Genomic DNA, 26,747 nt, shown 5'->3' on the forward strand with positions numbered 1-26,747 from the left:
GTATAAAAAAGGAGGGGAATGTTCGTGTCCAATAACGTATGTAAACGAACAAGCAGAATTGCCGGGTGCCGCTTTTCGGTACACCCGATGTCAGATGATTTCGTGAATGTCATTTTATCAGCTCTGGATGAAGTCGATACCTCAAAGGTCTGGTTAGAGACGGATGATGTCAGCACATGTGTGAGAGGAAAGATTGCCCATGTGTTCGATGTGACAGAAGCTATTTTTACTTATGCTGCAAAAACCGGCCACCATGTAGCCTTTTCAGGAACTTATTCCATTGGCTGTCCGGGTGATACGGATGGCGATGTCTATATGGCTGAAGACGATCGTAAATTAAACACTCCAACCGATATAAACCAATATGCCGCTTGTGATTTTGCCTTGTATCCGCTTGGATCTGACAGTTACATGGATCAGATCATGGAACAAATCGAAGCTGCCAAACAACGTGGACTCACGGTCGAGGGCATCCATTATGCGACTAAACTGAAAGGAGCAGCAGCTCACATTTTTACTACACTTGAAAACGCCTTCGCCGAAACCCAGGAACATAATGCTCATGTCGTGATGACAGCTTCCATTTCTGCAAATAGTCCTTCCCATCAAAAGGAGGCAGGTCATGAGTAAGTGGAAAATGAAAGAAATCGTTGTTATGTCCGTACTATCAGTTGTATTTGCAGTCGTTTATTTAGCGTTTCTTCCTGTCGGGAAATTGCTGGTCGGGTTTTTTGGCCCAATCGGTTATGATGTAATCTTTGGTATTTGGTTCATCGTCTCCATTATCGCTGCTTATATTATCAGGAGGCCGGGTGCCGCATTTCTATCCGAAACAATTGCCGCCATCATTGAAGTAATGCTCGGAAATGCCGTCGGACCGATGCTGATCATTACAGGTATGATCCAGGGACTTGGCGCTGAAGCGGTTTTTGCCGCCACCCGATACCGGATGTACAATGTCTGGGTGCTGATGGCAGCAGGGATGGGGTCAGCTGTGTTCAGTTTTGTCTGGGGCTATTTCCTGTCTGGCTATGCCGCACTTGCAACTACCTATGTTGCCACCATGTTCGTTGCCCGTCTGATCAGTGGTGCAGTTATCGCAGGGCTGCTTGGAAAGGCTATCAGCGATGCACTTGCGAAAACTGGTGTCCTCTACAATTTTGCCCTTGGCAAAGAGCATAGGAGAAATAAACATGGCGCCGCATGATAAACCATTAATAGAAGTGCATCAGCTCACCTTACATTATGAAGAGGCCAGGACTCCGACATTGAACGGGATTGATTTTTGTCTATCACACGGGGAGACTGCAATGCTGCTTGGGTCAAGCGGGTCTGGAAAAAGCACGTTGACGTATTGCCTGAATGGTTTATATCCAGGGGAACTGGATGGAACGCTGAAAGGCAAACGATATTATTACGGAGTGCCCTATGAAAAATTCGAAGCAGGAGAATTGAGTCAGCGGGTTGGCGTGGTTTTTCAGGATCCGGAAAGCCAGTTTTGTATGCTGACTGTCGAAGATGAACTGGCTTTTGGTTTGGAAAATTTGCAGACTCCGCCTGATATAATCATGGAAAAAGTGGATTGGGCTTTGGAAATGGTTGGCTTATCAGATGTGAAGGAAGCAGAAATCTCCACGTTATCCGGAGGAATGAAACAAAAACTGGCACTGGCCTGTGTGTTAGCAATGGAACCTGAACTATTGATTTTGGATGAACCGACTTCTTTACTCGATCCACATGCCAGAAACTCGTTTATAGACACAGTAATTAGGCTGCAAAAACAAAAAGGCTTTGCCTTATTGATCATTGAACACAATCTAAATGAATGGCTCCCGTACGCAGAACGTTGTCTCATGATGAATCGTCACGGAGAAATATTTTATGACGGATCGATCACCCAAGGATTTTTGCAGCATTACGAAACCATCAGGAGCGAGGGGATTTGGATTCCGGAGCTTTTCCGGACAGCTCAGGAGTTGAGTGATCATGACTTGATAGAACTTGGCGAGGAATTTCCAGTCCGCCTGGAATCCCTGGCCGGGAAGATAAGTACAGACTCGGTCTCGCGTAAGTGGAAGGAGTCACCGCCAAAGATGCCAAAAGCTAAATCTGACAAGTCCCACCTCTACCTGCAAAACGTCTGTTATAAACATATCCTTGAAGATATAACGACCGAAATCAAAGAGGGAGAATGGGCAGCTATTGTTGGTGCCAATGGGGCCGGGAAAACTACCCTGAGTCTGCTGATGGCAGGACTGCTCGATGCCACGTCCGGTAATATTCACTTGAACAATAAAGTCATGGCTGATTACAGGGATCACTGGTTGTGGAAGGAAATCGGATACGTCTTTCAAAATCCTGAACATCAATTTGTTGCTGATACTGTTTTTGATGAGGTCTCCTTTGGCCTGCGTTTGCAGCGGGTTCCAGAAGAAGTGGTGACTGAAAAAACAAACCAGCTGCTGAAAAGGTATGGTTTGTTTGCCCACGCTGACCGTCATCCATACACCTTGAGTCAGGGACAAAAACGAAGGTTGAGTATCGCCACCATGATGGTCGAGCATCAAAGTCTGTTGGTGTTAGATGAACCGACCTTCGGCCAGGATGAGCAGGCAGCAAAAGTAATCATTGATTTGCTGGAACAGCGCAATCAAGCTGGGACTACTTTGGTGATGGTCACGCACGACATGGAACTCGTCAATCAGCATGCCGATCATGTTCTGGTAATGGAGAAAGGGAAGTTGGCATTTGAAGGTACCCCTGCTCAGCTATGGCAAAAAAATAATCGCTGGCTGGCGCACCATCATTTGCAAAAACCGTTTCGCGTGAGACTGGAAGAAGCGGTGAACGAGAGGGAGGATCATCATGAACTTACAGGAACTCAATCCTAGCATGAAGGCGATAACGATAATATTGGCTGTGTTCCTGCTGGCTTTTGTTTTCGACCCGATCACCCCGCTGCTGTTTTCCAGTGGGGTAGTAACCCTCACCTTCTTATTCGGCAGGGTGTCATTAAAAAGCTGGTCGCTTTATTTTGTGCCATTCCTGATCATTGCTTTTGGATTTTTCTGGACGACGCTTCTCTTCGGAGATGTCGGCAGCAAGGAAGGAAATATGGTTACTATCGGATTTGTAACCTTTTCTGAAGCAGACTTGCAAGTAGCACTGTCACTGTCATTACGAGTACTCAGTTTTGCTTTGTTATCCTTGATGTTTATCCTGACAACAAATAAAACCGGTTTTTTGCTCAGTCTGATGCAGCAATTGAAACTGTCGCCGAAGATTGCCTATGGGGTACTTGCGGGTTATCGTTTTTTACCGATGATGATGACAGAATGGAAAGCGATCCGGATGGCCCACCGCATCCGTGGGCTTCGCAGGGGCAAGGGGATAAGCGGACGAGTGCAGGAGATGAAGCGCTATGTCATCCCGTTGTTAGCTAGCGCCATCAGAAAAGCCGAGCGGACAGCAATTGCAATGGAATCCAAAGGGTTCACAGGCAGCAAAGAACGAACCTTTTACAGGCAGATGAAAATCACCCTCCAAGACTGGGTCTTCCTGGGCGTGATGCTGTCCCTATACGGAATCAGTGTCTATTGTTCCGTCCGTTGGGGATATTTTCAGTGGTATGATGGGCAATTATAGATTTGTCTCGGTATAATGTATCAGGAAAATTGCTAATATTTTGACATAGAGCTGGATTTTCAGGGTGGGAAAAGCCGCCAAACTGGAAATTCAGCTTTTTGACGCTGAGGAAATTGTCCGTTTTACTTTTATTAAAAAGGAAGATTCCTATGCTTATTAAAAGCCATGAAGTTCCTGAAGCCCTCCGAGTAAAACCTCGAAATTGTCTAGTAAATCCTTATTATTGTCTAGTTACCACTTAAGTTTGTCTAGTATATCAACCGAATGTCTAGTATTTCCTTTTCTAATGTAAGTTGCTGCTAGGAGCAGCTTACTCCCGGCCCTGCCAACTTAATAAAAAAGGAAAAAATCCCGCATCGCGGGATTTCACAACTTGGAAAACGTTTGATTCTCGATTGTTCCGTGGATCGCTTCCCATTCTTCACGCAGGACACCCATCCGGATGGAATCATAATGCTTTCCTTCATAAATACGGCATTTGCGCATCCGGCCTTCTAATTTCAACCCAAGTTTTTCTCCTACACGCATCATCCGCTCGTTCTTTGACCAGGTTGTCAAGCCGACTCTGGCCAGCGGCATAACAGAAAACAGGTAAGCAATCCATAGGGTCAGTGCTTCGGTACCGTATCCGCCATTCCAATAGCCAGGGCGGTAAATGCCTATCCCTACTTCGAGCCAGAGCGAAGCCTTATGTTCCCAATAATAACTCACGGTCCCGATCAACTCTCCATCCACTTCGATGATCAGCCGAGAGTCTGGTTCATCGGGGGAGAGCCGTTCTTTTCTTGCCCGTTCGTAGCTTCTGTAGCTGTCCAGGGTATGGGGTTCGAGAGGATAATATGGAGCATCCCACTTTTTCCATTCCGGGTCTTTATCTTTATAAATGAGTTTCCATAATTGTTCATGGTCCTCTTCCATAATGCTTCTTAATTTGACGCGTCTTCCAATAAGTATGGTTTCTTTAGCGGTCATCAAGCCACCCCCAGGTTAATCCTTCTTCCTTATCCTATCATACTTCCTCTGGTATTTAACCATCCAGGAATCATGTTTTGGATGAAAGCAGTTGGGTAATATAATTAGAAGTTAAAGGAAGAAGCAGGAAGGATTTTAATATGTTGAAATTGACCGCTTATACAAAACAAGGAAAACTTATCGAAGCCAAATCGCTCGAAGCCTTGAACTCGCACGACATCCGGTGGTACTGGGTAGACTTCGATCAGCCCACGGAAGAGGAGACCGCTTTGCTCGACAGTTATTTCAAGTTTCACCCGCTGGCCATCGAAGACTGCATTCATGATCTGCAGCGACCGAAGATGGATTACTATGAGGATCATACCTTGATCGTCATCCATGCGATTGACGCTAAAGAGCTTAAGAAACAGGAAATCGATATCTTTTTTGGCGAGGACTTTATTATTACGTACCATAAACAAGAATTACCGATATTGGATCATATCATCCGGATGGTCAAGAAAAAGCAGCCGACCTGGGATGAATACTATGTGTTACATTACATCTTTGATGCCGTCGTCGATAATTATTTTCCGATCGTTTATGAAATTGAGGATCACATCAATGAAATAGAAGATAATACGAAAAACCTCTCCATCGATAAGCTGCTGGAGCAAATGTTCGACCGGCGCAGTGAACTGTTGACCATGCGGCAGACGGTCCATCCGATGCGTGAATTGTTGTATCGTATCCTCAATTCCCAGCATCTCGATGGCGTGAAACAGGGGAAAGAGTATTTCGCAGATGTGCATGATCATTTGATCAAATTGGCAGATGTGATTGCCTCTAATCGTGACTTGACGCAGGACATCCGGGACAGCTATTTATCATTAACCTCACACCAGCAGAACAAAACGATGCAGGTGCTGACTGTCATTTCCGTTATTTTCATGCCCCTGACTTTCATCGTTGGTGTTTACGGAATGAACTTCCAGTACATGCCAGAGCTGGATGAACGATACGCCTATCCAATTGTCTGGTTGATTATGATGGTGCTGTCCGTAGCAATGATCATCTGGTTTAAACGTAAGGGCTGGTTCAGTTAAACCAGCCCCCTGATAAAAATGTCTACAAGGTGCCCGTTTCCTTACAGGAGGAAGCGGGCACCTTTTTTGTGGGTTTCATCCAGCTTCAGCGCCTACCCCCTCGAGGTCTTAAGTCAATCCTCTCTGTGACAGAGAACGTCACGGCGAGGCTTTGCTTAAGCTTGTCGGAGGCCTGCAGGACAAGGAAAGCTTCTTAGAACTACATCGCACGAAGAAAAAGCGGTTTCCTTTTTCGAGGATGCAGGTCAGTTCGACGTTGGCACACCAGAACTACTTCTTTGAAAATACTTCGCAGAAAAAGACAAAGTCTTTTTTGAGGACGTGCCGTTTTTAGTCGAACGTCATTACTAGCAAGGCGCTTGCGCTTTTGTTGGTCCGATGAAAAGTTCGGTCTAAAGACTGAAGTATAATCACTCTGCTGGCTGTTATGGAAAGAATGAAAAGCCCCTATACTTAGACGTAAGAAAAGCAAACGGAGGAGATAAACATGATTTTCTTAAAAAGATGGATCGAGAAAACGAAGCGCAATCCGTATCGCGATGTCTGGATCGAAATGCAGAGAAGGCACGTGTGATTGACAAAAATGAATGAAAAGGATGTGATACTGTGTATTTCAACGAATATGAAATTTCAAAACAAGTGGAAGATCGCCGTCCCCGTTAATATCAAAGCTGCCTGATAAAAGAAACAAGTGGGCTTTTCCCGGTGTGCATGTCCGACCCCATCCCTGCATAAGATGCAGTGGGGGGAATTACAGATGCATTCTTCAATGATATTGTTAATCACAATCTTATCACTCGTAGCGCTTTTGGTTATATATCAATTAAGGAAATTAGTAAAGGAAAGTCACCATCATGCTGTCAGCACTGCTGTCATCATGGTGATCACTTTATATGTGAGCAGTCTGGTGTCTTTATTTTTACCATCCCTTATCGGTGTCCTCGTATTAGGGGTAGTGCTTGCCGGCCTGCTTAGCCTTGTGTTCGGTTTCAAAGATACCTTGCAATGGCCGGCAATTGTCCATGGGCTGATGGCAGCTCTGATGGGATGGATGGTCATGATGATGTTAGCAACAGAACAACAAGTGCAGTATCTGGAGATTTTATCGCTGATTTCTTTCATTCTAATGACTGGCTGGCTGTTTATATCCCTTGCAAAAGATAGTGAGTCGTATAACAAATTATTTTTGTTCTGTTTTGTAGTCCTTGTCTTTCATGAATTTTTAAAAAACGTCATTTGGCCGATAGCCTGGTGAAAACGGTCTCTAAATAGGCAGCAATCTCTTAGACAGGAGGTGCTGCCTTTTTTACGTCCCATTTTGAAATAGTTCACTGCCTTTTGACACTGTATCCGGACATTTCTATGAAAATCAATGTTTTTTCAATCCCGGAACAGGGAAGAATTATAATATTATGAATTTAATGAAGGAGGAATTCAAAAGTGAGCGATCCGATTGAAATTTCCAGGATAACGATCATTCAGGAGGAACGTCCGAACCGCCGTGCTTATATCGCAGATTTTGAAGAGCCGGTCTATTATGGTGTACACGGTGGAGTCAAGGAGTTCTACAAGGCTGTCCCTGAAACAGAACATCCATCCACTTTGGATCACATTGTTTCAGCAGCAGGTGGCTGACTTACGGGAACATTATCTGGCGCGCTGGAGGCGCGTAAAATACCAACGTTTCCTGATAAACTTCGTGGCAGCTTCGAAGGAGTGATTGAAGCACCGGATGGGGTGTTGAAGATCACCAAAATCCGCTGTCATTATCAACTAAAGATACCGGAAGGAAAACGGGATGCGGCTGAGAGAGCCTTAGCTGTATTCGAGAAAAGTTGTCCGGTTGCTCAAACCCTGAAGGGGTGCGTGCAATTTGAGCCTGATTGGGAAATCGAAGAAAAATAGAGGATATTTTATCAAAAAGACCGCTCTGCTGAGACTGAGCGGTCTTTTAGTCTTGCTGGCTTCTGAATTAAGCCAGGATTATTTTTTCAGGATATCATGATCGACGTAACGTTCGCCGTTCAGTTCACTAATGACATTGATAGCCACATGAGCACCATGGCCGGAAGTGATGATGGTATGGACACTTACCCCTGCAACAGTACCTGCTGCCCAGACATTTTTCTTATCTGTCCTGCCCTGAGGGTCTGCTTTGATGACTTTCGCCACACGCGGTTCGCTTCCTTCCTCAACAGTCAGGCCGAATTCCTCAGCAAGTTTAGCGGACATACCGGTTGCGAAAATGACGTGTGCTGCTTCAAAACTGCCGTTTTCCGTTTTTACTGTATAACCGGATCCGCTTTCTTCAATAGCAGTCACTTCATCATCTTTAAGCTCAGCTCCGAATTTTTTCGCTTGCTCCTGACCGGTTTTCAACAATTCCGGCCCCTCGATTTCTTCTACGCCATAATGATTTTCCACCCATGCTTTTGCTGTAATACTCTTTCCATGGTCGAACATGACGGTATTTTTCCCTGCTTTTGCTGCAAACAATGCCGCACTTGCACCAGCTGGTCCTGCACCAATAATTGCAATATCAAACATGTACCTCTCTCCTTTGCGTAAGCGTATTCAATTCATATTATAACGAACCATGTTTTTATTGGAAAATATTAACCCTTAACAACATGAACAACGCCCGGCTGGATAACCAAGCCGGGCGTTGTCCTTAGATGGAGAAAAGGATGATTTATGTGATAATCCCCTCTAAAGAGGAGTTATCGCTGAGAGCGTGTTTACAATATAAAATTTATATGATACCGATAAACCCATGTTTCATAGCTGCTACGCTGTAATCCATCTATTTACCATTGAAGGAATTTATACCACAATAGAAATTTGTTCATCAGCCATAGACGCACTGTACTTCACACGTTGATCCGACTGCCTGATATGTTTACTTAAAATGTTCTGGAGTTTTTGATAAGCAGATTCTGCGTTATCGCCATCAATAATCATTTTGATGGGCTTCTTTGTGTTGGCCAGTAAAAAGAAAGACATTAACTTTGGCATAATGGTTGCATCCGCAATCAATTGATCCTGATGCAAATAGATTTCATAATCACTGTTACTTACAAATTTATGGATATCTATAATTTCTGAAGTTGTTACCGCCTGGTTCAAATGTACTTGATAGGATGTTAGTTCTTTCAATCTAATCACCTCATATTTTTTTAACGCTTTTTGTTGTGTTGGTTTAAAGTTACCCTGCGTGAGCTGCTGTCAAACATCAGGACTAGCAAATAGTACTATATACCTGTATATCGATATCTGCCGTAACCCTTCCTGACAGGTTCGCATAGAATTCAAGCAGTGGAGAAGGGAATGCCATGCTGTGTTCTCTTTTTCACAAAAGCGTTTAAACTCTATTTTCACGGGCATAGATATAATAAATTGTTCAACTGCAAACTACATGCTATATTTATTTATAAAAAATTCAGGCGGAGGGATTTCGATGTCAAAGGTAACATTAGAGACGATATTCAAACATCGCGTGACACAGAAATATCTGCAGCGATCGGGTGTCAATCACGCCGTCTCCGTTGCATATAATGCATTTGACCTTGCCATAAAGCGGGGAGTGAACGTCGATTTAGCAGCAAAAGCGGCTTTGCTTCACGATATGGGTCATTACGAATGGTATCGTGATGGAAAATGGGACTACGAGGAATACCGCCGTCACGATATCCATGCGATCAAAGGAGCGGAGCGCGCCCACAAATTATTGATTCGTCTTGGTGAGGACCGTCTGGTGGCAAAAGAAGTGTCGCTGGCGGTACTTCTTCACACGGACAGTTATCTGCCATTTGACGTGGATGGAAAACGGACGGAACTGCAGAAAGTGGTGGCAGAGGCTGATACGATGGACGAACAGCCTGGCGGGATGCATCACTACAAAGAAATGTCACGCCAGGAAGCAATCAAGCTGCTGCGAAAGCTGGATGAAAAAATTGCTGAGCATAAGGCAGGAGATGCCCAGCATCTTACCACAGGATAAATAGTATAACTTATTTCAGAAATAGGCTTTACTTTTATCGAGTCTTTATATATAATTTCCTTTGTAAGAAAAATTTCTCAGAAAGCGAGGTCGAATCCAATGAAAAATATCACTCTTTACTTCCATCAATTAAATAAAGCTATCCGATCGACCTCAGCTGAGCGTTAATTTTTAATATTCTGACTATCATGAAATTGTGCATAACAGCCACAGGTCGATCATAGGATTGACTTGTGGTTTTTTTAATGAACGTATGCCCAACTGTCTATATTGACAGCTTTATGGGCATGCTTGTTAAAAGCCATGGGATTCTCCTGTGGCTTTTTCTTGTGCGAGAAATAATACTTTAGCAAGGCGCTTGCGCTTTTGTACGTGTGTAAAAGGGTGTTGGAAACATCCTTTACAATAGATATCAATTTCCAGGAGGTGAGTGTTATGACGATTCCATTTTTTATTTTCACGATCAGAATCGAGAAAAGAAAAAAATTGAAGGGGACCAAAGATCCGAAATACCACCGAACGCCGGAAGAAGAATTGTTCGACCGGAAAATGATGTATTTATCAAATTTCTAAATCATGAGGGAGAGGAGTTTAACTAATGACGGGATACTTGATGTACATTGCAGGCTGGTCACAGGAGGAGATGGCTTCGGATTAGATATTCCCTGAATGAAGGGAGGTAATATCATGAGACTTAATATGTTATTTTTTACAATTATCATCCAAAAACAACCACGTGAAGTGCTTGAGAGGAAAGAGCAGCGCCACCAAACAATCAGTAAGCGTATCGAAGATGTCAAACTGAAACATTTTCAACTGTAAAATCAAAAACACAACAGAAAGGATGAGTTACGATGATGAAATTAATAAGGTTCATGGAATGGCTGAATGTGGAGAAGGATAGCGCTTAGCTGGAATAATGAAACGATCGGAAGGGGAAATTTCTCATGAAATTAAGTATATTATTTTTCAATATTTCTATTGTCAAACGCCCGGAGCATGAGATAGTCAAAGAAGAAATGCACCAGCAACAAGTGCAGCGGCGGTTGGAAAATATTAAATTAAAACATATTAATTATTGATAATATGAAGGCGGGATCCAATGCAGATGGATCCCGCCTTCTTTTAAATGAGAGGAGTTACAACTAGAAAAAGCTTGGGATATCGCTTTCCGCAGTCGGATAGCCCCAAAGGACAGATTTCAAATCGTGTTTCGTCAGGCCTTTTTGGATAGCTAATGTAAAGATATTGACCAGGTGTTCGGCTTCACTGGATAAAAAATGCGCCCCAAGAATTTCTCCTGTCGAAGGGTTCAGCAATATTTTCACATAGGCTCCTGGCTCCTTCGTTCGTTGGTACGTGAAAAATTTCGTGATTGTTTTCGACTCTGATTCGTATGGGATATTCTTTTCACGTACTTCCTGCTGGCTTAATCCTACCGAAGCGAGTGCAGGATAGGTGAAAACGATGGAAGGTACCGGTTTCTGTACAGGGACCTTGGTTTCGCCATCCAACAAATGACGTACCAGGCGCGTTCCTTCTTCTCCTGCAGACGGGGTAAGCGGTGGAAGCCCGGTATCCGCACAGTCTCCCGCTGCGTATATATGCTGGTGTGGCTTCGATTGCTGGTTTTCGTTCACTTTGATTCCTTGTTTCGAAAATTCGATACCCGCGTTGGCAAGTTCCAGATGATCGATATTGGGAGCCCGTCCAGCTCCATGGAACACCATATCTGCTTTCAATGTATGTTCGTGATTGAACTTTTTTGCATCTATTTTATAACCGGAGTCGAGTTTTGTAACCTTTGTCACTTCGGTATTTGTATGGATTTCAACACCTAAATCTTTCGTGTGCTCGATCAGTTTATTGGTCATCTCAAAATCATGATTTTCCAGAACGTTACGACCACGATGGACAATGATGACATCTTTTCCTAGACGTGCTGCCAGCTGAGCGAACTCAAACGAAATATAGCCTCCTCCTACGAACAAAAGACGGTCTGGCAATTCTTCCATCTCTAAAAACTGGTCACTGGTAACCAAATGTTCAAATCCCTCAAATGGAAGGTCAGCCGGTTTGGCACCCGTAGCTATCACTATATATTTAGCTGTCACATTGTGTCCCCCGATTTTTAAGGTGTGGGGATCCAGGAAACTCGCAGTGCCATGGTATCGTCTGATCCCCAAAGAGTTGAACTTCTCTTCTGTACCTTCAGGGACCGGTTCGGTGAATTTCTTTTTAAATGCCTGCAGGTCTCTCCAGTTTAAAGTTACGTCTCCATCTAATCCCAAACCTTTCACCCGTTTGGCATCATCGAAGATTTTACTGATTCCGGCCATTACTTTTTTCGGGTCACATCCACGCTGTGGACAGGTGCCGCCGTATTGACGTTCGTCAACAATGGCCACCTCCAGCCCCGCTTTCTGGGCCTTAGTTGCGACCGTACTGCCAGCTACCCCTGTACCGATGACGATTACATCGTATGTAGTGTTCATGTTCCATCCCTCCATCAATCCTTTTAATAGTAATCTACCCCTAATTGCCCAAGAAAAAACAGCTCCAGCGGGTCTAAAGTGTTCATGAAACGTTAAAAATTCACCGTTCGGAATGAAGATAGCGGCTGTTATAATGAGGGAAATGATGCTATGAATCATAACTTTACAAAATAAAGATTATTTACGTTAGAATGACAGATAAGAAGAATTACTAATAGATGGGTCAAAGGGAAGGATTGTTTTACTAATGAAATTCGATCGCAAACCGATTCCGGTATCGGAAGCAGTAGCAAAAGTCATGGAGTATGAACAATTCGGTGGTTGGGAAGAGGTGCCCATCGACCAGTGTGAAAATAGAATCTTAGCTGAAGATATCACTGCCTCTCATCCAATCCCGCCTTTTAATAAATCCCCTTATGATGGATTTGCGCTTAAGGCAGAAGATACAGCAGATGCCGGTTCGGACGAGCCTGTGACATTCCGCGTCATTGAACAGGTAGGGGCAGGACACCAGTCCAGCCGTGCAATTGAACGTGGGGAAGCCGTCCGTATCATGACCGGTACGGAAATCCCGGAAGGTGCCGATTGTGTCGCCATGTTTGAAATTTGTCAGACCTATGAAGAAGATGGTATGGATTATATGACGATCAAGCGGCAAATGGAAAAGGGCCAGAACATCATCGAAAAAGGTTCGGAAACTTCATTCGGGGATGTGCTCGTTAATAAAGGGACACGCATTAATCCTGGCGTAAAAGCGCTGCTTGCCACTTTTGGGTATCCAACTGTCAAGGCTGGTAAAAAGCCCGTGATTGGTCTGTTTGCGACAGGTACAGAATTACTGGATGTCGATGAAGATTTGCAGCCGGGGAAAATCAGAAATTCGAATGCTTATATGATAGCTGCCCAGATCGAGCGGGCGGGCGGCCATGTGAAATATTATGGCAAGCTGGAAGATGATTTCGATACGTGTTATCAGGCTGTATCAAGAGCTTTTTCTGAAGTGGATGCTTTAATTACTACCGGTGGAGTTTCTGTCGGGGATTTTGATTTGATGCCGGACATTTATGAAAAATTAGGTGCAGAAGTTTTATTCAATAAAATAGCGATGCGCCCGGGCAGTGTTACTACTGTAGCTGAGAAAGATGGCAAGCTATTATTTGGTCTTTCCGGCAACCCTTCTGCCTGCTATGTAGGGTTCGAATTATACGCCTATCCGATCATCCAGCGGTTTGCCGGTGTGGACAAACCGTATCACCGGAAAATTGACGCCGTGCTCGGCAAAGATTTTCCAAAACCGAATCCATTTACGCGGTTTGTCCGTGGATTTATCCATTATGAAAACGGGAAGGTACTTGTAAGCCCGGCAGGTATGGATAAATCAGCAGTCGTCACCACATTGGCGAATACCGATGCATTAATCATGCTTCCTGGTGGAACGAGAGGTTTTGAAGCCGGAGATGCCGTCCAGGCAATTTTGCTGGAGGGCCCTTCTGGTCAGGCAGCATTTGAATAGCTCCTTGTCCAGGGAGTAAAGGAGAAGTGATTTTATTATGACAGACACACAATATATCAGGGACCGGTTGAACCGTCCGATGAAAGACTTGCGGATATCGGTCATCGACCAGTGCAACTTCCGCTGCACGTACTGTATGCCAGCTGAAATCTTCGGCGAAGATTATAAATTTTTACCCTTCAAAGAACTGTTAAGCTTTGATGAAATCGTCCGGCTAGCGGAAATTTTCGCTAAGTTCGGTACAGAAAAAATCAGAATTACCGGAGGGGAGCCATTACTCCGTAAGAATCTCGATCAGCTGATCAAACGGTTGTATGCGATTGACGGCATCAAAGATATTGCGATTACAACCAATGGTGTGTTTCTGACAAAACAGGCGAAAAAATTGAAAGAAGCAGGTCTCGATCGAGTCAACCTGAGCCTGGATGCCATAGAAGATGATGTGTTCAAAGAAATTAACGGCCGGGGTGTCAAAACCAAGCCGGTGCTGAAGGGAATTGAAGCGGCCCAGGAAGCAGGCCTCCAGGTGAAGATCAATATGGTCGTGAAAAAAGGATTGAATGACAGCCAGATCCTTCCGATGGCCCGCTATTTCAAAGGGAGCGATGTGATTCTCCGGTTCATTGAGTTCATGGATGTCGGCAACCACAATGGCTGGAACATGAATACCGTGGTCTCTAAACAGGAAATCGTTGATCGAATCAGCGCAGAAATGCCACTTGAACCGGCGGAACAGAATTATTATGGGGAAGTAGCTTCCCGTTACCGCTATGTAGATGGGGAAGGGGAAATCGGCGTCATATCGTCCGTGACAGATTCTTTCTGCGGCAGCTGTACGAGAATCCGCTTGTCTGCTGATGGGAAATTATACACGTGCCTGTTTGCAACAGAAGGGTATGACATCAAAACACCGCTTCGCGAACATGCCAGCGACCATCAACTGATACTTGAGCTGATCAAGCTGTGGAGCGGACGGACAGACCGTTATTCAGATGAACGTGCAGAAGGCAAACCGATGAAGAAGAAAAAAATCGAAATGTCCTACATCGGTGGATAGTGGCACACAAAAAAGCTTAGAGCGCCTCCAAGGCTCTAAGCTTTACTTATATTTATCGAGATTCTTCATTAACACAGTTATAGAAACATTTTGCCGAATGCCTCTGGCTATTCTATAATGAAGCTAGATACATAAAGTGGGAGTGAATGGGATGAAGACGTTCAAGCTGGTTTCCCTTGATTTAGTTGAAGAAAAAGCTGAAGACATCACACAGCGAAGAATCAAGCTGATTGACGGTCTGATTATCAATCGCGAGGATGATAAAGGACGCTGGGTAATCGAAGCCTATGTAGACCAAAGTTATCAATCTTTCTTTGAAGAATATGTCAAAAGTGAAGAAGAATTGCTGGTCCAGGTGAAAATCACAAAGGAAACCAACCAGCCCGCCACCTTTTTAGTGAATGCCATCGACACGAACATCATCAGTGATAATATGAATGTCCTGTTCATGGGTACGATCGTCGATCGCAGGCAGGACCAAATTGAAAAGACGTTGAAACTGTTGATCGAGGAAGGCTATCAGGGGGAAGAGCTCCTGGAAGAGTTTAAGAAACGCGGCAGTAACAACAATAAAAACTGAGATAAGAATATCGGCCTTATGTCCAAACTGAAACCCTGCCATTGGCAGGGTTTTTACATTGTCTGTTTTCAAGCCGCCCAGACTCTCGCAACATAAGCAACCCGCCTTGCGGCTGGAGAGAACGCCTTCCTCCAGCCGTTTTGCTTGTCGTGTCTTTCAGGGCGATTGTGCTTTTCTTAATTTATGAACCCACGGGCTCCCGTGCATACTCGTATGCTTCAAGCAGCAGGTCGACTATATGGACAGCGCGCATGCTTTCTGTCAGTCCTTCCCGTTCAATGCCAAGTTTCATTTGAAGCAGGCATCCCGGGTTGGCGGTAACGATGGTCTTCGCCATGGTATCCTGAACCTGTTCCATTTTATAATCAAGAATCTGCATCGACATTTCCGATTCGACGATATTATAAATGCCGGCAGAACCACAGCACCTGTCTGCATCCTTCATCTCTTTGTATTGTCCCCCTGCGATTGATTGGAGCAGTTGGCGGGGTTCCAGGAAGGTCTTCTGTACGTTTTTTAAGTGACAGGAATCCTGGTAGGTAATGATTTGTTCTGGGAGTTCGAGTGGAAGTTTATCAAACTCTAACTCGGTTAATACGCTTGATATATCTTTTATTTTCGCAGCAAAAGCTGCTGCACGCGGTGCCCATTCCGGATCATCCTTTAACAGGTGATCATAATCGGTAAGAAACGCACCACAGCCCCCGGCATTGGTGATGATATGATCAGCTCCCGACGCTTCAAACGCTGCGATATTCCGCCTGGCGAGTTCTTTAGCCTGCTGTTTCTCGCCGCTATGGCCGTGCAACGCACCGCAGCAGGCCTGGCTGTCAGGAATCACGATTTCACATCCGGCATATTGCAATAGTTTCATGGTTGCATCATTAGTCGACATGAACATGGAATCCATCAGACATCCGGAAAAGAAGGCGATTTTTTTCTTTTGCGGAATGAGAGAAGGTAAATGGTCCGGACGGTTCTTCAGCTGTTTCAATGATGGTACTTCCGGGAGCACTTGTTCCATTGTCCTCAGGTTTTCCGGCAAAAACTTCATGAGACCAGTGCGTCGGGCTGCTTTTTGTAAACCGCTCCGCTGGTAAAAACCTAATAGTCCAGTCAACGTTCTCATTCTGCTCTGGTTAGGGAATAATCCTGTGAAAGCGATGTTCCGAATTGCTTTTGTTGAAGTGGATAACTGATGATTCTGATAGATGATATCCCTTGCCTGTTCAAGCAGATGACCGTATTTGACTCCTGAAGGACATACGGGCTCGCAGGCCCGGCAGCCGAGACACATATCGAGTGACCGTTTCACATCTTCATCGGGCTCAATATCCCCGTCGACGACCGCTTTCATCAACGCAATCCGGCCACGGGGGGAGTGTGCTTCGTCATAACCACTCTCGATATAAGTCGGGCAGCTCGGAAGGCAAAAACCGCAGCGCATACAATTCAGCAGTTCATCGTAATCCATTTTTTCCTGGAATTCAGTCTGGATCCGTTTTTTTTCTTGTGCTGTAATCATGGCTGTACCACCACCCGTTTCCGTTCCGACTTGGCAAAAACTTTTCCTGGATTCATGATGTTGTTAGGGTCGAAAGCCTGCTTGATCCCTTTCATGGTGTCAATTCCTTCTTCTCCCAGTTTCAAGTGAAGGTAAGGGGACTTCATTGCGCCTACACCATGCTCGCCGGTAATCGTACCTCCAAGCTCGACCGCTTTATGAAAAATCGCTTCGAAAGCCTGCTCGACCCGATGGATTTCCTCCTTATTACGGACATCGGTCAAGCAAGTGGGGTGGAGATTGCCATCACCGGCATGGCCGAAGGTGCAGATTTCCACATCATATTGCTTTGCAATGTCATTAATCGCCCGCACCATTGCTGCGATTTTCGAGCGGGGGACTGTGGCGTCTTCCAAAATTGTCGTCGGCTTTAAACGCGCCAAAGCAGATAGTGCTGTCCGTCTTGCTGTCCGCAGTGCATCCGCTTCCATTTCCGATTTTGCGATATCGACCTGGATCGCCTGATTTTCACGGCAAAGTGCAGCGATGTTGGAGATATCCCGTTCTACAACTTCTTCCGGGCCATCCTGTTCGATCAATAATACCGCTTCGATATCGGTTGGAAGACCGATTTGGGCAAATTCTTCGACGACCTTCAAAGTAGGACGGTCGAGAAATTCGAGGGTCGTCGGTATGATACGGTTGGCGATGATGCTTGATACGGCTTCTGCCGCCGCTTCAATACCCTCATATAAGGCAAGCATCGTCTTTTTCGTTTCCGGCATCGGTACTAATTTCAACGTCGCTTCGGTAATCACTCCGAGCGTCCCTTCCGACCCTACAAACAACCGGGTCAAATCATAGCCAGCCACATCTTTGGCAAGCTTCCCGCCGGTCCGGATAATGTCACCATTAGGCAAAACGACTTCAAGTCCCATCACGTAGTCCCTGGTCACTCCGTATTTCAAGCCCCGGAGCCCGCCGGAATTTTCGTTCAGGTTCCCTCCAATCGTGGAGATTTTCATCGAAGAAGGGTCAGGGGGATAAAACAGCCCCTTCGCTTCAACGGCATGAATCATATCGAGTGTGATCAACCCTGGCTGGACGGTGATCGTCAGGTTTTCTTCGTCAATCTCGATGATATCCTGCATATGTTTAAACAGCAGCACGATACCCCCATTTAAAGGGGTGGTGCCTGCGGACAGGTTCGTTCCTGAACCGCGTGGAATAATAGGAATTTCGTTTTCATTGCACAGCTTCAATACGGAGGAGACTTCTTCGGTATTCCTTGGAGCAACGACGGCATCTGGCATGGACTGGAACTGTGGTGTGGCGTCATAGGAATACACAAGCAGGCTTGCTTTGTTATCTTGAAAATTTTCCGGTCCCACAATAGCTGTGAGCTGCCGCTTTACTGCTTCTGTTAACATAAAAAAACTCCCTCAATAGAATGATTACTTTCATTATAAGAAATTACCATAGCTGACAGCTATAGAGGAATGTACAAAAATTAAGCCCTTACACGCTTTTCTTTTGTTTGTTCCTCCAAAAAATATAAGCCAATATAAAGTGTCATTAAATCCCGGAATATTTTAGGGTCAAGGGAGGTAAGTGCTTCGATCCGTTTGAACCGGTAATGGATGGTATTAATATGTACATGCATATCTTCTGCAGCAGCTTTTATCTTCAAATCGTTTTTAAAGTAAATATCCAAGGTATCGATCAAATCTTTCTCATCTCTGATGGGTTCGATCGTCCTTGTAATAAAATCCAGGCGTGTTGGATGACTGATTTCCTGAAGACACATCTCGAGTCCCAATTCTTCATCACAAAATATCCCGTCATTCTTATCTGCGACCAGTAAAGCACGTTCTGCCTGTTCATAAGAAATGTTAACATTTTCCCTGGAAACAGTTTGACCGATCCCGGCTGTCATGGTTATCCCATACCGCTTATCAAGCTCCTGCTTCCATTTAAATAACGAAGACTTGCGATGGAGGAGCCAGTCCGTTGTATCAGTATTCACAGCTGCTTCAAGGAGTACATAACGATCGCTGCCAAGACGGACGAAAATATCGTCCTTCGTAGAAAGCAGACGGGATTTTAGGAAATCTGTAACAATAGTTTCCTTTTCAGCATTCATATTGCGCAGGTGAATGAGGGTGCTTCTTCTCGGTAATGTCAAATCAATGCCCAGCATATCTGCCCGTTCCTGGAAGTTTTCCGAGTTGGGGTGCTGGTGGATCCAGTCGAATACCAGACCTTCTATGGCACGGGTTTTCCACTCCATTTGTTCTTTATAATAATTTTCGTGGATCAATAGTTCGGTCATTTTCTTTAAGAGTGAACCGAACGGGGTCACTTTTTCCGGATCACCTGTGATACCGATTACACCTACCACATGATGTTGAAACAAAACCGGTAGATTAATGCCGGCACGGACCCCTTGCAACAGGCTTTCATCTTGCTTCGTCAATATCACATTCCTTTTCTCACGCGCAGCGATCATCGCACCTTCATGAAAGCTTCCTATACGATCCCGCGTGGTACTTGCGATGATACTTCCTTCTGTGTTTACGATGATGAAATCCTCATCCATTAACTTTCTGACTTCCTGCAATATCCTCTGTGCTAATGATTCCGATAAGAACATAGTCTGCCTCCTCACGGGTTTCTGCTTCCATTTTACCTTGAGTATTCGGGAAAACCCCAGACATTCCGGACATTTTTTGCTGAATCTCTAGGAAATTTCTGCAGCACACTGCTATAATGGGTAGAAGATTCTTTAAAGAGCAGACGCAGTCAGTCGACAAAGGAGAAGCAATATGAAAATCAGGAAACGGAACTTACGATCAATCAATAACTTGTCCCCGTTCAAATTGATCGCTTTGTTCTATTTATTTGCCGTTACGATATCCTCACTCTTATTGGCTATGCCTGTTGCGCATCAGCCTGGTGTGGAGCTATCATTCATTGATATATTATTCACTGCCGTCAGTGCTGTCAGTGTGACCGGCCTCAGTGTTATCACTGTAGCGGATACCTTCAGTACTACCGGAATCATCCTCCTTGCGTTTGTTCTACAGCTCGGAGGAATCGGAGTGATGAGCATCGGTACAGCGATCTGGATGCTATTAGGAAAAAAAATCGGTCTGAAGGAACGCCGGTTGATCATGACCGATCAGAATCAAACCTCATTCCAAGGCGTCGTCCGACTGATCAGGCAAATCATACTCGTTGTGCTGTTGATTGAATTTGTCGGTTTTATCACACTCGGAACCTATTTCTTACAATATTATCCTCCGGGGGAAGCTTATCTTCATGGGTTTTTTGGAGCTATCAGTTCCATGACCAATGGAGGTTTTGATATAACGGGGGCATCACTGATCCCTTACAAGGATGATTATTTCGTACAATTCATCCATATGCTGTTGATTATAGCCGGTGCCATCGGTTTTCCGGTGCTGATTGAAGTGAAAGAATACCTTTTTAAAAATACTGCATCAGGAGAGACGAAGCGGTTTTCCTTATTCGCAAAATTGACCTCGTTTACGTTTTTAATGCTGGTCATTTTTGGGATGGGGATGATCATTTTATTTGAATTCAACCACTTTTTTGCTGATAAAAATTGGCATGAAATTCTGTTTTATGCTCTCTTCCAATCCGTGACGACCCGAAGCGGAGGCTTGGCTACAATGGATGTCGGACAATTGACAGAACAAACGAAATTGTTCCTATCCTCATTGATGTTCATTGGTGCCTCGCCAAGCAGTGTCGGGGGCGGTATCCGGACGACCACATTCGCTTTACTTGTCATTTTCATGCTTACTTATGCAAGGGGCCAAACCCGCGTGCGGGTATTCCGGCGAGAGATTCATGACGATGATTTAATTAAAGCGGTAGTCGTTACCATCATGGCTGTGATGATTTGTTTTGTAGCTGTTGTCGCATTGACAATCACAGAACCGTACACCATAGGAGATATTCTTTTTGAAGTGACCTCGGCCTTCGGGACGGTGGGGTTATCCACAGGCATTACCTCCGGGTTATCGACGTTTGCCAAGTTTGTGCTGATGTTTCTAATGTTCATCGGTCGAATCGGGATATTGACATTCCTGTTTACTTTGAAAAAAGAGAAAAAGAAAACAGGAAATTACCATTATCCGAAAGAACGGATCATCATCGGTTGAAATAAACACAAAAAAAGCGCCTCCTATATAAAGGAGTGCGCTTTTTTGCGCTTTTCAATGCGATGATTAGCAGTAGAATGCTGCTCCTACAATGATGAGCAAGATAAACAACACTACAATCAACGCGAAGTTGCTGCCGTAAGCACCTCGACGTCCGTAAGGGTAACAATGGTACATTAAAAGCTCACCTCCTCGGTTGGTACACTGATACTATATGCAACCGGGAGTTTCGTGTATGGTCATTCACCCAGACTTAGTTATTTATCTTGCATCAATCTGTCTGATAAGAAGCGTCATGAGTGGGGTGAGAAAAATTCTTCCGCTTTGCGTAATAATTTTCTTCCATGAGCTTCCGGTTATGAGAAGTGTTCCAGCCGATATCATTGGTTTCATGGACCCACTCGTCACCAGACATGACAGCCGGGTCGATTTCTTCACTCCAGTGATTGAGTGGAGAGTTCATGGAATCATAATAGCTGTCTCCGATGGTGACACCATAGGGATTGACGAAAGGGGCCTTCCGTTTTTTCTTTTCAACATTCGGTGCATTGATTTGATGAGGAAACGAGGTGAATTCATCCATTTGTCGTTCGATATTTTGTTCACGCATTAGATATCCCTCCTTATCCCTATCTTTCCCAGTAAGAAAAGGTTTATGAAAAATCAACAACAACGTTTAACAGAACTTACACGTTTATAACCAGCAGCAGAAAAATAATTACTGTTATATGTCAAAAAGATAAATGATAACCTGTTATATTGCTTTAGATACATAGCAGGTATGAGGTGTAGCATAATTTTTTAATAAGAAATTGCTACAGTTATGACCTTTGTCACATACAGACCGGTTTGGAATTTTTATAATGGACATAGAATCAGCCAACGTCACTTAAAAAGCAAAGGAGGATCCTATGTCCATTTTACCTGTTACTAATGAACTTGGTTTTTTTGAAATCCGCTTAGAATCGATAGGCGGACTAGGTGCCAATCTGGCTGGAAAAATGCTGGCAGAAGCCGGCGTGTTAGGCCATGGTCTGAACGGATCGAACTTCTCGTCCTATGGTTCCGAGAAAAAGGGGACGCCAGTCAAAGCATTCATTCGTTTTTGTGAACCGGATATTGAAATCAGAGCCCATTCTCCGATTGAAGAGCCGCATGTCATCGGGGTGTTCCACGAAGCGTTATATAAAACCATCGATGTCGTCAGCGGTTTGCAGGCGGATGGTGTGGTGCTGGTAAATAGTGAACGTGACATAGAAGCGGTCAGGGAAGAGCTGGAACTCGATCATGGAACATTAGCGGTTGTTGACGCCATGAGTATTGCTGTCGAAGAGAATACGCGGATCAATACCGCCATGCTTGGTGCACTATACCGCGTGCTCGGTTTTTTTAGACGCGGATAAGATGCGTAATGTGATTCGTGAAACGTTTGGGAAAAAGTATCCCCATTTAGTCGAGGCTAACATCCGGACATTCAATCGTGGCTACGAGGAAGTACGCTTTAAAAGCTATCAAGTGCCAGAAGGAGCAGAGCAGAAACCGTTTGAACGTCAGCCATCACGATTAGGATATGGAACACAGGTAATCGGAGGAGTCATTACCGCGCAGGCGAACAGTATCGAAAAAGACTTAAGTGGATCCAGACAAGGATTTTTACCTGCCTTCGATCAGGAAAAATGTATCAACTGTACTCACTGTGACACGGTATGTCCTGATTTTTGCTTTGTATGGAAAGAAGGGGAAGACAAACGCGGCCGGAATCAGATGTTTTTGCAGGGAATTGATTACCAGTATTGCAAAGGGTGCCTGAAGTGTGTTGAAGTCTGTCCAACCAGTGCTTTGACCGAAATAAGAGAGACGATCGGCTATAGTGACAAGCATCGCGTAAAGCAAGTGTTCCCTTACGTGGAAGGAGTGGTGAAATGAATCATGTCATAACGGAAAAGGAAAAGCTGCAGGCTCCTGCAGGACAGCAGGTGAGTTTTGAATCGGGCAATGAAATGGCTGCTAAGGCAGCTGCTCAGATCAACTATCATATTATGGGATATTTCCCAATCACCCCATCCACAGAAATCGCCCAATATCTCGATCAGATGAAAGCAAGAGGAGAACATGAAATCAAACTGATACCCGCCGATGGCGAGCATGGCTCTGCAGGCATCTGTTACGGAGCAGCGGTAAGTGGCGCACGTGTCTTTAATGCTACCAGTGCGAACGGATTCTTATTTATGCTGGAGGAACTCCCTGTACAGTCAGGAACCCGTTTCCCGATGGTATTGAATCTTGTAACCCGTGCTGTCAGCGGGCCACTTGATATCCGGGGGGATCATTCCGATTTGTATTTTGCGCTGAATACAGGCTGGGTAATCTTAACCGCAAGTACCCCGCAAGCGGTTTATGACTTGAATATCATGGCGTTAAAAGTAGCAGAACATCATGATGTGCGTCTGCCGGTCATCGTTGCCTACGATGGATTTTTCACCTCCCATCAGAAACGAAAAGTCCTGTCGTTCCAAGACAGGAAAGCAGTGTCACACTTCATCGGCGAACGTCCAACTGATTTTCCAAACGCCGTAGATAAAGAAAATCCGGTAACCATCGGGGCCCATATGAACGGAGATGACCTGATTCATAATAATTATCAGCAGTCGGAAGCCATGTACCGGGCAGAGCAGGTTTACGAAGAAATCCAGCAAGCATATGAAAAACTTTCAGGAAGAGCATATCCGACCATTGAAACGTACGAAATGGAAGACGCAGAGGCTGCGGTCTTTTTAATCAACTCTGCTGCCGAAACGGCAAAAGACGTGGTCGATCGTTTTCGCAAACAAGGAAAGAAAGTCGGAGTCATCAGTCCGAATATGATCCGGCCTTTCCCGAAAGAAGCGATTAAGCAAGCGCTGAAACATGTCAAAGCCGTGCTTGTCGGTGAGCGTGCCGACAGCTACGGAGCCAATGGAGCGAATATGACACTGGAGATCAAAGCGGCGTTACAGGAAATGACAGGTCAGCAGCCGGTTGTTTTGAGCCGGGTATTCGGTGTCGGAGGAAAAGATTTTTATGAACAGGATGCAGAAGTGTTTTTTGATGAAGCGTTAGAAGCTGCAGAAACTTCTGTCGTTGCGAAACCATTCGATTATTATGGCGTACATGCCGGTGATCCGAAAAAAAAGCTGCTGCCTATCATTGAACCCCAGCATTCCGGCTCTTATGATTCAGGGTTGATAAAAGTCACTCATGATGAAGCGACGGATAGCTTAAAGGTGAAAGTGCCGCCGCTCCGGCAGCTGATGAATAAACCGAAGCGGATTGCTTCAGGCCATGGCGCCTGCCCTGGCTGCGGTATCTTCCCGGGTCTTGAGCTGTTTTTCAAAGGCATCGAAGGAGACGTCGTGGTCTTATTCCAGACAGGATGCGGTTATGTAGTCAGTGCTGCCTATCCACATTCCTCTCATAAACAGACGTTCATCCATAACCTGTTCCAGAATGGTGCAGCTACTTTATCGGGGACAGTGGAAGCATTTCATGAAATGAAACGCCGCGGGGAAGTAGAGGTAGGAGATGATTTTACTTTCGTCATGGTGACAGGTGATGGAGGAATGGATATCGGCATGGGTTCCGCTATCGGTACTTCGTTAAGGAACCATGGTATGATCATCGTAGAGTATGACAATGAAGGGTATATGAACACTGGATCGCAAATGTCCTATTCGACACCTATCGGCCACATGACCTCAACATCCAATATTGGTAAAGAACAAAAAGGGAAGACCTTTCATCATAAAGATACGCCGCAGATTATGGCTGCAACGAATATTCCTTATGTTTTCACTGGCACCGAAGCTTATCCGCAGGATTTAATCAAAAAGGCGGCCAAAGCCCAGTGGTACGCCAAGCACGAAGGTCTCGTTTATGGAAAACTTCTGATCACCTGTCCGTTAAACTGGAAAAGTGAAGAGCGTTATGGCCAGACCATCATCAAAGCGGCTGTGGATTCCTGTTTCTTTCCATTGTATGAAGTAGAAAAAGGAAAGACTGTTATCACTTATGACCCGGAAGCCAGGAATAAACGCGAGCCGGTCAGTGAATGGTTGAAATATCTTGGCAAGACCAAGCATTTACTCAAGCCGGAAAACGAAGCAATCTACCATGAATTTGAAGCAGAAGTAGAAAAACGCTGGAACCGCTTGAAAGCCAAACATGAATGTGAGTACCTTTGATTCCAAGCCCCGGGTTAACGGGGCTTTTTTAAATAAATGATTGACGTAAAAGTAAAGAAGAAGGGCTTTGTCCTAAGTGCCTGGCGATAAGCCGGTTTTTTCTGTACATGAGAATAACAGCGGAAAAATATAATGAATAAAACCTATCAAATGGCGAAGGAGGGGAGCGGATGAGGACAACATCCACACATATAACTGACACTAGTTGTGCGGTTGTTTTCAACGCCTCCGAACAACAGGAAATCCTTACGGTGGACAAAAGGAAATACGAGCTTCAACCAGCTGAATGGGCGGAAATGAAAGAATCCATGCAGCTGGAAGACAGCAGCATATCTGCTTCAACGGATAATTTCTATTGTATTTTTGATTATGATGGTAAACTCAAGCTGGGCTCCTATCCTCTTATGAGGCCCCAAAAACAAGAAGCTTCGCTGCTAATCATCCATAGTGGAACAGGAATTCTTACGCCAAAAGCCAGATATGGAGATGCGTTTCCACCGTTGAGTCCAGGCAATGCCACTACTCCTATCAACTTATTTGTACCGATGGATGTCGTGATTGATTTTTATGAACAAACAGAATCACCACCACCGAGAGCGACTTATCATTATGTGACAGCAGCAGATCAGGCTGGCATTCTTCTCTATACAAATCGGTCTGTTCATTTCATCGAGATTTTCTCATCCCTATAGGAAATCATGATAAAAGGCGATTCTCCTGTTCGGGTAATCGCCTTTTATGGGGGTTTGTGATGGCTCTTAGACGTTATTGACTGCATCGGTTACACTACCGGAGCGCTCTTCGTTTCTTTTTTAGTGATCGTTTGACGGATATATGGGATAACCCAACGGTCTAAACCAAACTTAGCTGCATTGAATCCGGCTGCTGCAATGAACACGGTCAACAGTACCATTTGAGCGTTAGTGCTGACAGTTCCACTGAACAGGAAGGCGAAGTTCATTGCTAATCCCATGATTGCGGCAAAGTTAGTGAAAATACCTAAAATAAGTGCGATCCCTACTAAAAATTCGCCCCACATGACAAGGAAAGTAAAAATTTCTGCGTTTGGAAGAGCTACACCTTCAAGGAAACTTGCCCACCAGCCCTGGACAGCAGGGTGTTCACCAGTTGCTTTTCCGATAGCTCCCTGCATGAAACCGGCAGAATCAAAACCGCCGCCTGTCAACTTACCCCAGCCTGCAGTCAGCCAGGCATAGCCGATGTAAACCCGAATCACCGTTAAAATTGCAGCTGCGACATTGCTTTCTCTTAGAAATTTGTTAATCATGGTTTCCACTTCCTTTACAGGATTTTGTTCACTATTTCACATGATTTGTTAAAAGAAGAACACCGTAGCCGGCTTTTGTGTTGGTGTTATCTTTTACACTTACATCATATCACCTTTTTCAAAATTTGAGTTGATTTTGTGATGAATTTCACATTTCAGCAATAAAGTTATGGCAAAACTGTGAATAGCTGGCCTATG

27 protein-coding genes and 2 pseudogenes are annotated in these 26,747 nt (G+C 44.7%); 19 read left to right on the forward strand and 10 right to left on the reverse strand.

Annotated features, from left to right (window positions below; genetic code table 11):
- Positions 1–18: 18 nt before the first annotated feature.
- From P855_RS0105045 to P855_RS0105060, 4 genes are read left to right on the forward strand one after another with little or no spacing between them, the layout of a single operon-like run.
- Entirely contained in the window at positions 19–630 is a 612-nt protein-coding gene (locus P855_RS0105045; RefSeq protein WP_037985644.1) for a YkoF family thiamine/hydroxymethylpyrimidine-binding protein, read from the forward strand.
- The gene (locus tag P855_RS0105050; RefSeq protein WP_028782544.1) at positions 623–1,207 is read left to right on the forward strand and encodes an ECF transporter S component; all 585 of its coding nucleotides are present in this window, start codon (positions 623–625) and stop codon (positions 1,205–1,207) included. The genes P855_RS0105045 and P855_RS0105050 overlap by 8 nt, the downstream gene beginning before the upstream one ends.
- Positions 1,194–2,891 (forward strand): ABC transporter ATP-binding protein, encoded by a 1,698-nt coding sequence (locus P855_RS20550; protein ID WP_051353096.1) that lies wholly within the window; start codon positions 1,194–1,196, stop codon positions 2,889–2,891. Before P855_RS0105050 ends, P855_RS20550 begins: the two co-directional genes overlap by 14 nt.
- Positions 2,866–3,645, forward strand: coding sequence for an energy-coupling factor transporter transmembrane component T family protein (locus P855_RS0105060; protein WP_028782545.1), 780 nt, complete (start codon positions 2,866–2,868; stop codon positions 3,643–3,645). Before P855_RS20550 ends, P855_RS0105060 begins: the two co-directional genes overlap by 26 nt.
- Positions 3,646–4,011: 366 nt before the next feature.
- Here P855_RS0105060 and P855_RS0105070 read toward each other — a convergent pair whose 3' ends face one another.
- Complete coding sequence (locus P855_RS0105070; protein ID WP_037985645.1) at positions 4,012–4,617, reverse strand: GNAT family N-acetyltransferase; 606 nt, start codon at positions 4,615–4,617, stop codon at positions 4,012–4,014.
- A gap of 140 nt (positions 4,618–4,757) precedes the next feature.
- Between P855_RS0105070 and corA the strand changes: the two genes are divergently transcribed.
- The 4 genes and pseudogenes from corA to P855_RS21710 form a co-directional block, all read left to right on the forward strand.
- Positions 4,758–5,702 carry a magnesium/cobalt transporter CorA gene (gene corA / locus P855_RS0105075; RefSeq protein WP_028782547.1) on the forward strand — a complete coding sequence of 315 codons (945 nt, stop codon included), beginning with the start codon at positions 4,758–4,760 and terminating at the stop codon, positions 5,700–5,702.
- 757 nt (positions 5,703–6,459) lie between these two features.
- Entirely contained in the window at positions 6,460–6,957 is a 498-nt protein-coding gene (locus tag P855_RS0105090; RefSeq protein ID WP_028782548.1) for a hypothetical protein, read from the forward strand.
- Between the two features lie 185 nt (positions 6,958–7,142).
- Positions 7,143–7,337: a hypothetical protein gene (locus P855_RS0105095; RefSeq protein ID WP_028782549.1), complete on the forward strand. Its 195-nt coding sequence runs from the start codon at positions 7,143–7,145 to the stop codon at positions 7,335–7,337.
- Positions 7,338–7,358: 21 nt separating this feature from the next.
- Positions 7,359–7,607, forward strand: a pseudogene (locus P855_RS21710) (OsmC family protein); the annotation flags it as partial.
- A 78-nt stretch (positions 7,608–7,685) separates the two neighbouring features.
- Here P855_RS21710 and P855_RS0105105 read toward each other — a convergent pair.
- On the reverse strand, positions 7,686–8,249 hold the full coding sequence (locus P855_RS0105105) for an FAD-dependent oxidoreductase (protein ID WP_028782551.1): 564 nt from the start codon (positions 8,247–8,249) through the stop codon (positions 7,686–7,688).
- 276 nt (positions 8,250–8,525) lie between these two features.
- The gene (locus P855_RS0105110) at positions 8,526–8,858 is read right to left on the reverse strand and encodes a hypothetical protein (RefSeq protein WP_051353097.1); all 333 of its coding nucleotides are present in this window, start codon (positions 8,856–8,858) and stop codon (positions 8,526–8,528) included.
- Between the two features lie 301 nt (positions 8,859–9,159).
- Between P855_RS0105110 and P855_RS0105115 the strand changes: the two genes are divergently transcribed.
- From P855_RS0105115 to P855_RS22630, 4 genes are all read left to right on the forward strand, one after another.
- Complete coding sequence (locus P855_RS0105115) at positions 9,160–9,702, forward strand: HD domain-containing protein (RefSeq protein WP_028782553.1); 543 nt, start codon at positions 9,160–9,162, stop codon at positions 9,700–9,702.
- A 435-nt stretch (positions 9,703–10,137) separates the two neighbouring features.
- Entirely contained in the window at positions 10,138–10,275 is a 138-nt protein-coding gene (locus tag P855_RS22235; protein ID WP_161628810.1) for a hypothetical protein, read from the forward strand.
- 114 nt (positions 10,276–10,389) lie between these two features.
- Positions 10,390–10,524: a hypothetical protein gene (locus P855_RS22625; RefSeq protein ID WP_268744479.1), complete on the forward strand. Its 135-nt coding sequence runs from the start codon at positions 10,390–10,392 to the stop codon at positions 10,522–10,524.
- Between the two features lie 125 nt (positions 10,525–10,649).
- Positions 10,650–10,784 carry a hypothetical protein gene (locus P855_RS22630; RefSeq protein ID WP_268744480.1) on the forward strand — a complete coding sequence of 45 codons (135 nt, stop codon included), beginning with the start codon at positions 10,650–10,652 and terminating at the stop codon, positions 10,782–10,784.
- A 63-nt stretch (positions 10,785–10,847) separates the two neighbouring features.
- Here the strand turns inward: P855_RS22630 and P855_RS0105135 are convergent, their stop codons facing one another.
- Positions 10,848–12,197 (reverse strand): dihydrolipoyl dehydrogenase family protein, encoded by a 1,350-nt coding sequence (locus P855_RS0105135; RefSeq protein WP_028782554.1) that lies wholly within the window; start codon positions 12,195–12,197, stop codon positions 10,848–10,850.
- Positions 12,198–12,444: 247 nt separating this feature from the next.
- Here P855_RS0105135 and glp point away from each other — a divergent pair, with 247 nt between their 5' ends.
- The 3 genes from glp to P855_RS0105150 all read left to right on the forward strand — a co-directional run bounded on the left by glp (position 12,445) and on the right by P855_RS0105150 (position 15,347).
- A complete protein-coding gene (glp, locus tag P855_RS0105140; RefSeq protein ID WP_028782555.1) occupies positions 12,445–13,710 on the forward strand; it encodes a gephyrin-like molybdotransferase Glp in 1,266 nt (421 codons plus the stop codon).
- Between the two features lie 37 nt (positions 13,711–13,747).
- Positions 13,748–14,767 carry a GTP 3',8-cyclase MoaA gene (gene moaA, locus P855_RS0105145; protein ID WP_028782556.1) on the forward strand — a complete coding sequence of 340 codons (1,020 nt, stop codon included), beginning with the start codon at positions 13,748–13,750 and terminating at the stop codon, positions 14,765–14,767.
- A gap of 151 nt (positions 14,768–14,918) precedes the next feature.
- On the forward strand, positions 14,919–15,347 hold the full coding sequence (locus tag P855_RS0105150) for a YwpF-like family protein (protein WP_028782557.1): 429 nt from the start codon (positions 14,919–14,921) through the stop codon (positions 15,345–15,347).
- Positions 15,348–15,528: 181 nt separating this feature from the next.
- Here the strand turns inward: P855_RS0105150 and P855_RS0105155 are convergent, their stop codons facing one another.
- From P855_RS0105155 to P855_RS0105165, 3 genes are all read right to left on the reverse strand, one after another.
- Positions 15,529–16,872 carry a (Fe-S)-binding protein gene (locus P855_RS0105155; protein WP_028782558.1) on the reverse strand — a complete coding sequence of 448 codons (1,344 nt, stop codon included), beginning with the start codon at positions 16,870–16,872 and terminating at the stop codon, positions 15,529–15,531.
- A complete protein-coding gene (glcD, locus tag P855_RS0105160) occupies positions 16,869–18,281 on the reverse strand; it encodes a glycolate oxidase subunit GlcD (protein ID WP_028782559.1) in 1,413 nt (470 codons plus the stop codon). Before glcD ends, P855_RS0105155 begins: the two co-directional genes overlap by 4 nt.
- A gap of 80 nt (positions 18,282–18,361) precedes the next feature.
- Positions 18,362–19,504, reverse strand: coding sequence for a CdaR family transcriptional regulator (locus tag P855_RS0105165; RefSeq protein ID WP_037985648.1), 1,143 nt, complete (start codon positions 19,502–19,504; stop codon positions 18,362–18,364).
- Between the two features lie 172 nt (positions 19,505–19,676).
- Between P855_RS0105165 and P855_RS0105170 the strand changes: the two genes are divergently transcribed.
- Entirely contained in the window at positions 19,677–21,041 is a 1,365-nt protein-coding gene (locus P855_RS0105170; protein ID WP_028782561.1) for a TrkH family potassium uptake protein, read from the forward strand.
- Positions 21,042–21,107: 66 nt separating this feature from the next.
- Here the strand turns inward: P855_RS0105170 and P855_RS21715 are convergent, their stop codons facing one another.
- Together P855_RS21715 and P855_RS0105175 are read right to left on the reverse strand one after the other, a co-directional pair.
- Positions 21,108–21,218, reverse strand: coding sequence for a YjcZ family sporulation protein (locus P855_RS21715; protein WP_084315624.1), 111 nt, complete (start codon positions 21,216–21,218; stop codon positions 21,108–21,110).
- A gap of 94 nt (positions 21,219–21,312) precedes the next feature.
- On the reverse strand, positions 21,313–21,651 hold the full coding sequence (locus P855_RS0105175) for a DUF3905 domain-containing protein (protein ID WP_037985650.1): 339 nt from the start codon (positions 21,649–21,651) through the stop codon (positions 21,313–21,315).
- A 301-nt stretch (positions 21,652–21,952) separates the two neighbouring features.
- Here P855_RS0105175 and P855_RS20555 point away from each other — a divergent pair.
- The 3 genes and pseudogenes from P855_RS20555 to P855_RS0105190 all read left to right on the forward strand — a co-directional run bounded on the left by P855_RS20555 (position 21,953) and on the right by P855_RS0105190 (position 25,953).
- A pseudogene (locus P855_RS20555) lies at positions 21,953–22,967 on the forward strand (2-oxoacid:acceptor oxidoreductase family protein).
- On the forward strand, positions 22,964–25,261 hold the full coding sequence (locus tag P855_RS0105185; RefSeq protein WP_037985652.1) for a thiamine pyrophosphate-dependent enzyme: 2,298 nt from the start codon (positions 22,964–22,966) through the stop codon (positions 25,259–25,261). The pseudogene P855_RS20555 and the gene P855_RS0105185 overlap by 4 nt, the downstream one beginning before the upstream one ends.
- A 170-nt stretch (positions 25,262–25,431) precedes the next feature.
- Positions 25,432–25,953, forward strand: coding sequence for a hypothetical protein (locus P855_RS0105190; RefSeq protein ID WP_028782564.1), 522 nt, complete (start codon positions 25,432–25,434; stop codon positions 25,951–25,953).
- 89 nt (positions 25,954–26,042) lie between these two features.
- Here the strand turns inward: P855_RS0105190 and P855_RS0105195 are convergent, their stop codons facing one another.
- Positions 26,043–26,549 (reverse strand): DoxX family protein, encoded by a 507-nt coding sequence (locus tag P855_RS0105195; RefSeq protein WP_028782565.1) that lies wholly within the window; start codon positions 26,547–26,549, stop codon positions 26,043–26,045.
- Positions 26,550–26,747: the final 198 nt, after the last annotated feature.

This window comes from Thalassobacillus devorans MSP14 (assembly GCF_000496835.1).
Classification (GTDB): Bacteria; Bacillota; Bacilli; order Bacillales; family Halobacillaceae; genus Thalassobacillus; species Thalassobacillus devorans_B.

Coding starts and splice junctions, on each gene's coding strand:
- P855_RS0105045 (WP_037985644.1), top strand. CDS start 19: ATGTTCGTGTCCAATAACGTATGTAAACGAACAAGCAGAATTGCCGGG.
- P855_RS0105050 (WP_028782544.1), top strand. CDS start 623: ATGAGTAAGTGGAAAATGAAAGAAATCGTTGTTATGTCCGTACTATCA.
- P855_RS20550 (WP_051353096.1), top strand. CDS start 1,194: ATGGCGCCGCATGATAAACCATTAATAGAAGTGCATCAGCTCACCTTA.
- P855_RS0105060 (WP_028782545.1), top strand. CDS start 2,866: ATGAACTTACAGGAACTCAATCCTAGCATGAAGGCGATAACGATAATA.
- P855_RS0105070 (WP_037985645.1), bottom strand. CDS start 4,617: ATGACCGCTAAAGAAACCATACTTATTGGAAGACGCGTCAAATTAAGA.
- corA (WP_028782547.1), top strand. CDS start 4,758: ATGTTGAAATTGACCGCTTATACAAAACAAGGAAAACTTATCGAAGCC.
- P855_RS0105090 (WP_028782548.1), top strand. CDS start 6,460: ATGCATTCTTCAATGATATTGTTAATCACAATCTTATCACTCGTAGCG.
- P855_RS0105105 (WP_028782551.1), bottom strand. CDS start 8,249: ATGTTTGATATTGCAATTATTGGTGCAGGACCAGCTGGTGCAAGTGCG.
- P855_RS0105115 (WP_028782553.1), top strand. CDS start 9,160: ATGTCAAAGGTAACATTAGAGACGATATTCAAACATCGCGTGACACAG.
- P855_RS22235 (WP_161628810.1), top strand. CDS start 10,138: ATGACGATTCCATTTTTTATTTTCACGATCAGAATCGAGAAAAGAAAA.
- P855_RS22625 (WP_268744479.1), top strand. CDS start 10,390: ATGAGACTTAATATGTTATTTTTTACAATTATCATCCAAAAACAACCA.
- P855_RS22630 (WP_268744480.1), top strand. CDS start 10,650: ATGAAATTAAGTATATTATTTTTCAATATTTCTATTGTCAAACGCCCG.
- P855_RS0105135 (WP_028782554.1), bottom strand. CDS start 12,197: ATGAACACTACATACGATGTAATCGTCATCGGTACAGGGGTAGCTGGC.
- glp (WP_028782555.1), top strand. CDS start 12,445: ATGAAATTCGATCGCAAACCGATTCCGGTATCGGAAGCAGTAGCAAAA.
- moaA (WP_028782556.1), top strand. CDS start 13,748: ATGACAGACACACAATATATCAGGGACCGGTTGAACCGTCCGATGAAA.
- P855_RS0105150 (WP_028782557.1), top strand. CDS start 14,919: ATGAAGACGTTCAAGCTGGTTTCCCTTGATTTAGTTGAAGAAAAAGCT.
- P855_RS0105155 (WP_028782558.1), bottom strand. CDS start 16,872: ATGATTACAGCACAAGAAAAAAAACGGATCCAGACTGAATTCCAGGAA.
- glcD (WP_028782559.1), bottom strand. CDS start 18,281: ATGTTAACAGAAGCAGTAAAGCGGCAGCTCACAGCTATTGTGGGACCG.
- P855_RS0105165 (WP_037985648.1), bottom strand. CDS start 19,504: ATGTTCTTATCGGAATCATTAGCACAGAGGATATTGCAGGAAGTCAGA.
- P855_RS0105170 (WP_028782561.1), top strand. CDS start 19,677: ATGAAAATCAGGAAACGGAACTTACGATCAATCAATAACTTGTCCCCG.
- P855_RS21715 (WP_084315624.1), bottom strand. CDS start 21,218: ATGTACCATTGTTACCCTTACGGACGTCGAGGTGCTTACGGCAGCAAC.
- P855_RS0105175 (WP_037985650.1), bottom strand. CDS start 21,651: ATGCGTGAACAAAATATCGAACGACAAATGGATGAATTCACCTCGTTT.
- P855_RS0105185 (WP_037985652.1), top strand. CDS start 22,964: ATGAATCATGTCATAACGGAAAAGGAAAAGCTGCAGGCTCCTGCAGGA.
- P855_RS0105190 (WP_028782564.1), top strand. CDS start 25,432: ATGAGGACAACATCCACACATATAACTGACACTAGTTGTGCGGTTGTT.
- P855_RS0105195 (WP_028782565.1), bottom strand. CDS start 26,549: ATGATTAACAAATTTCTAAGAGAAAGCAATGTCGCAGCTGCAATTTTA.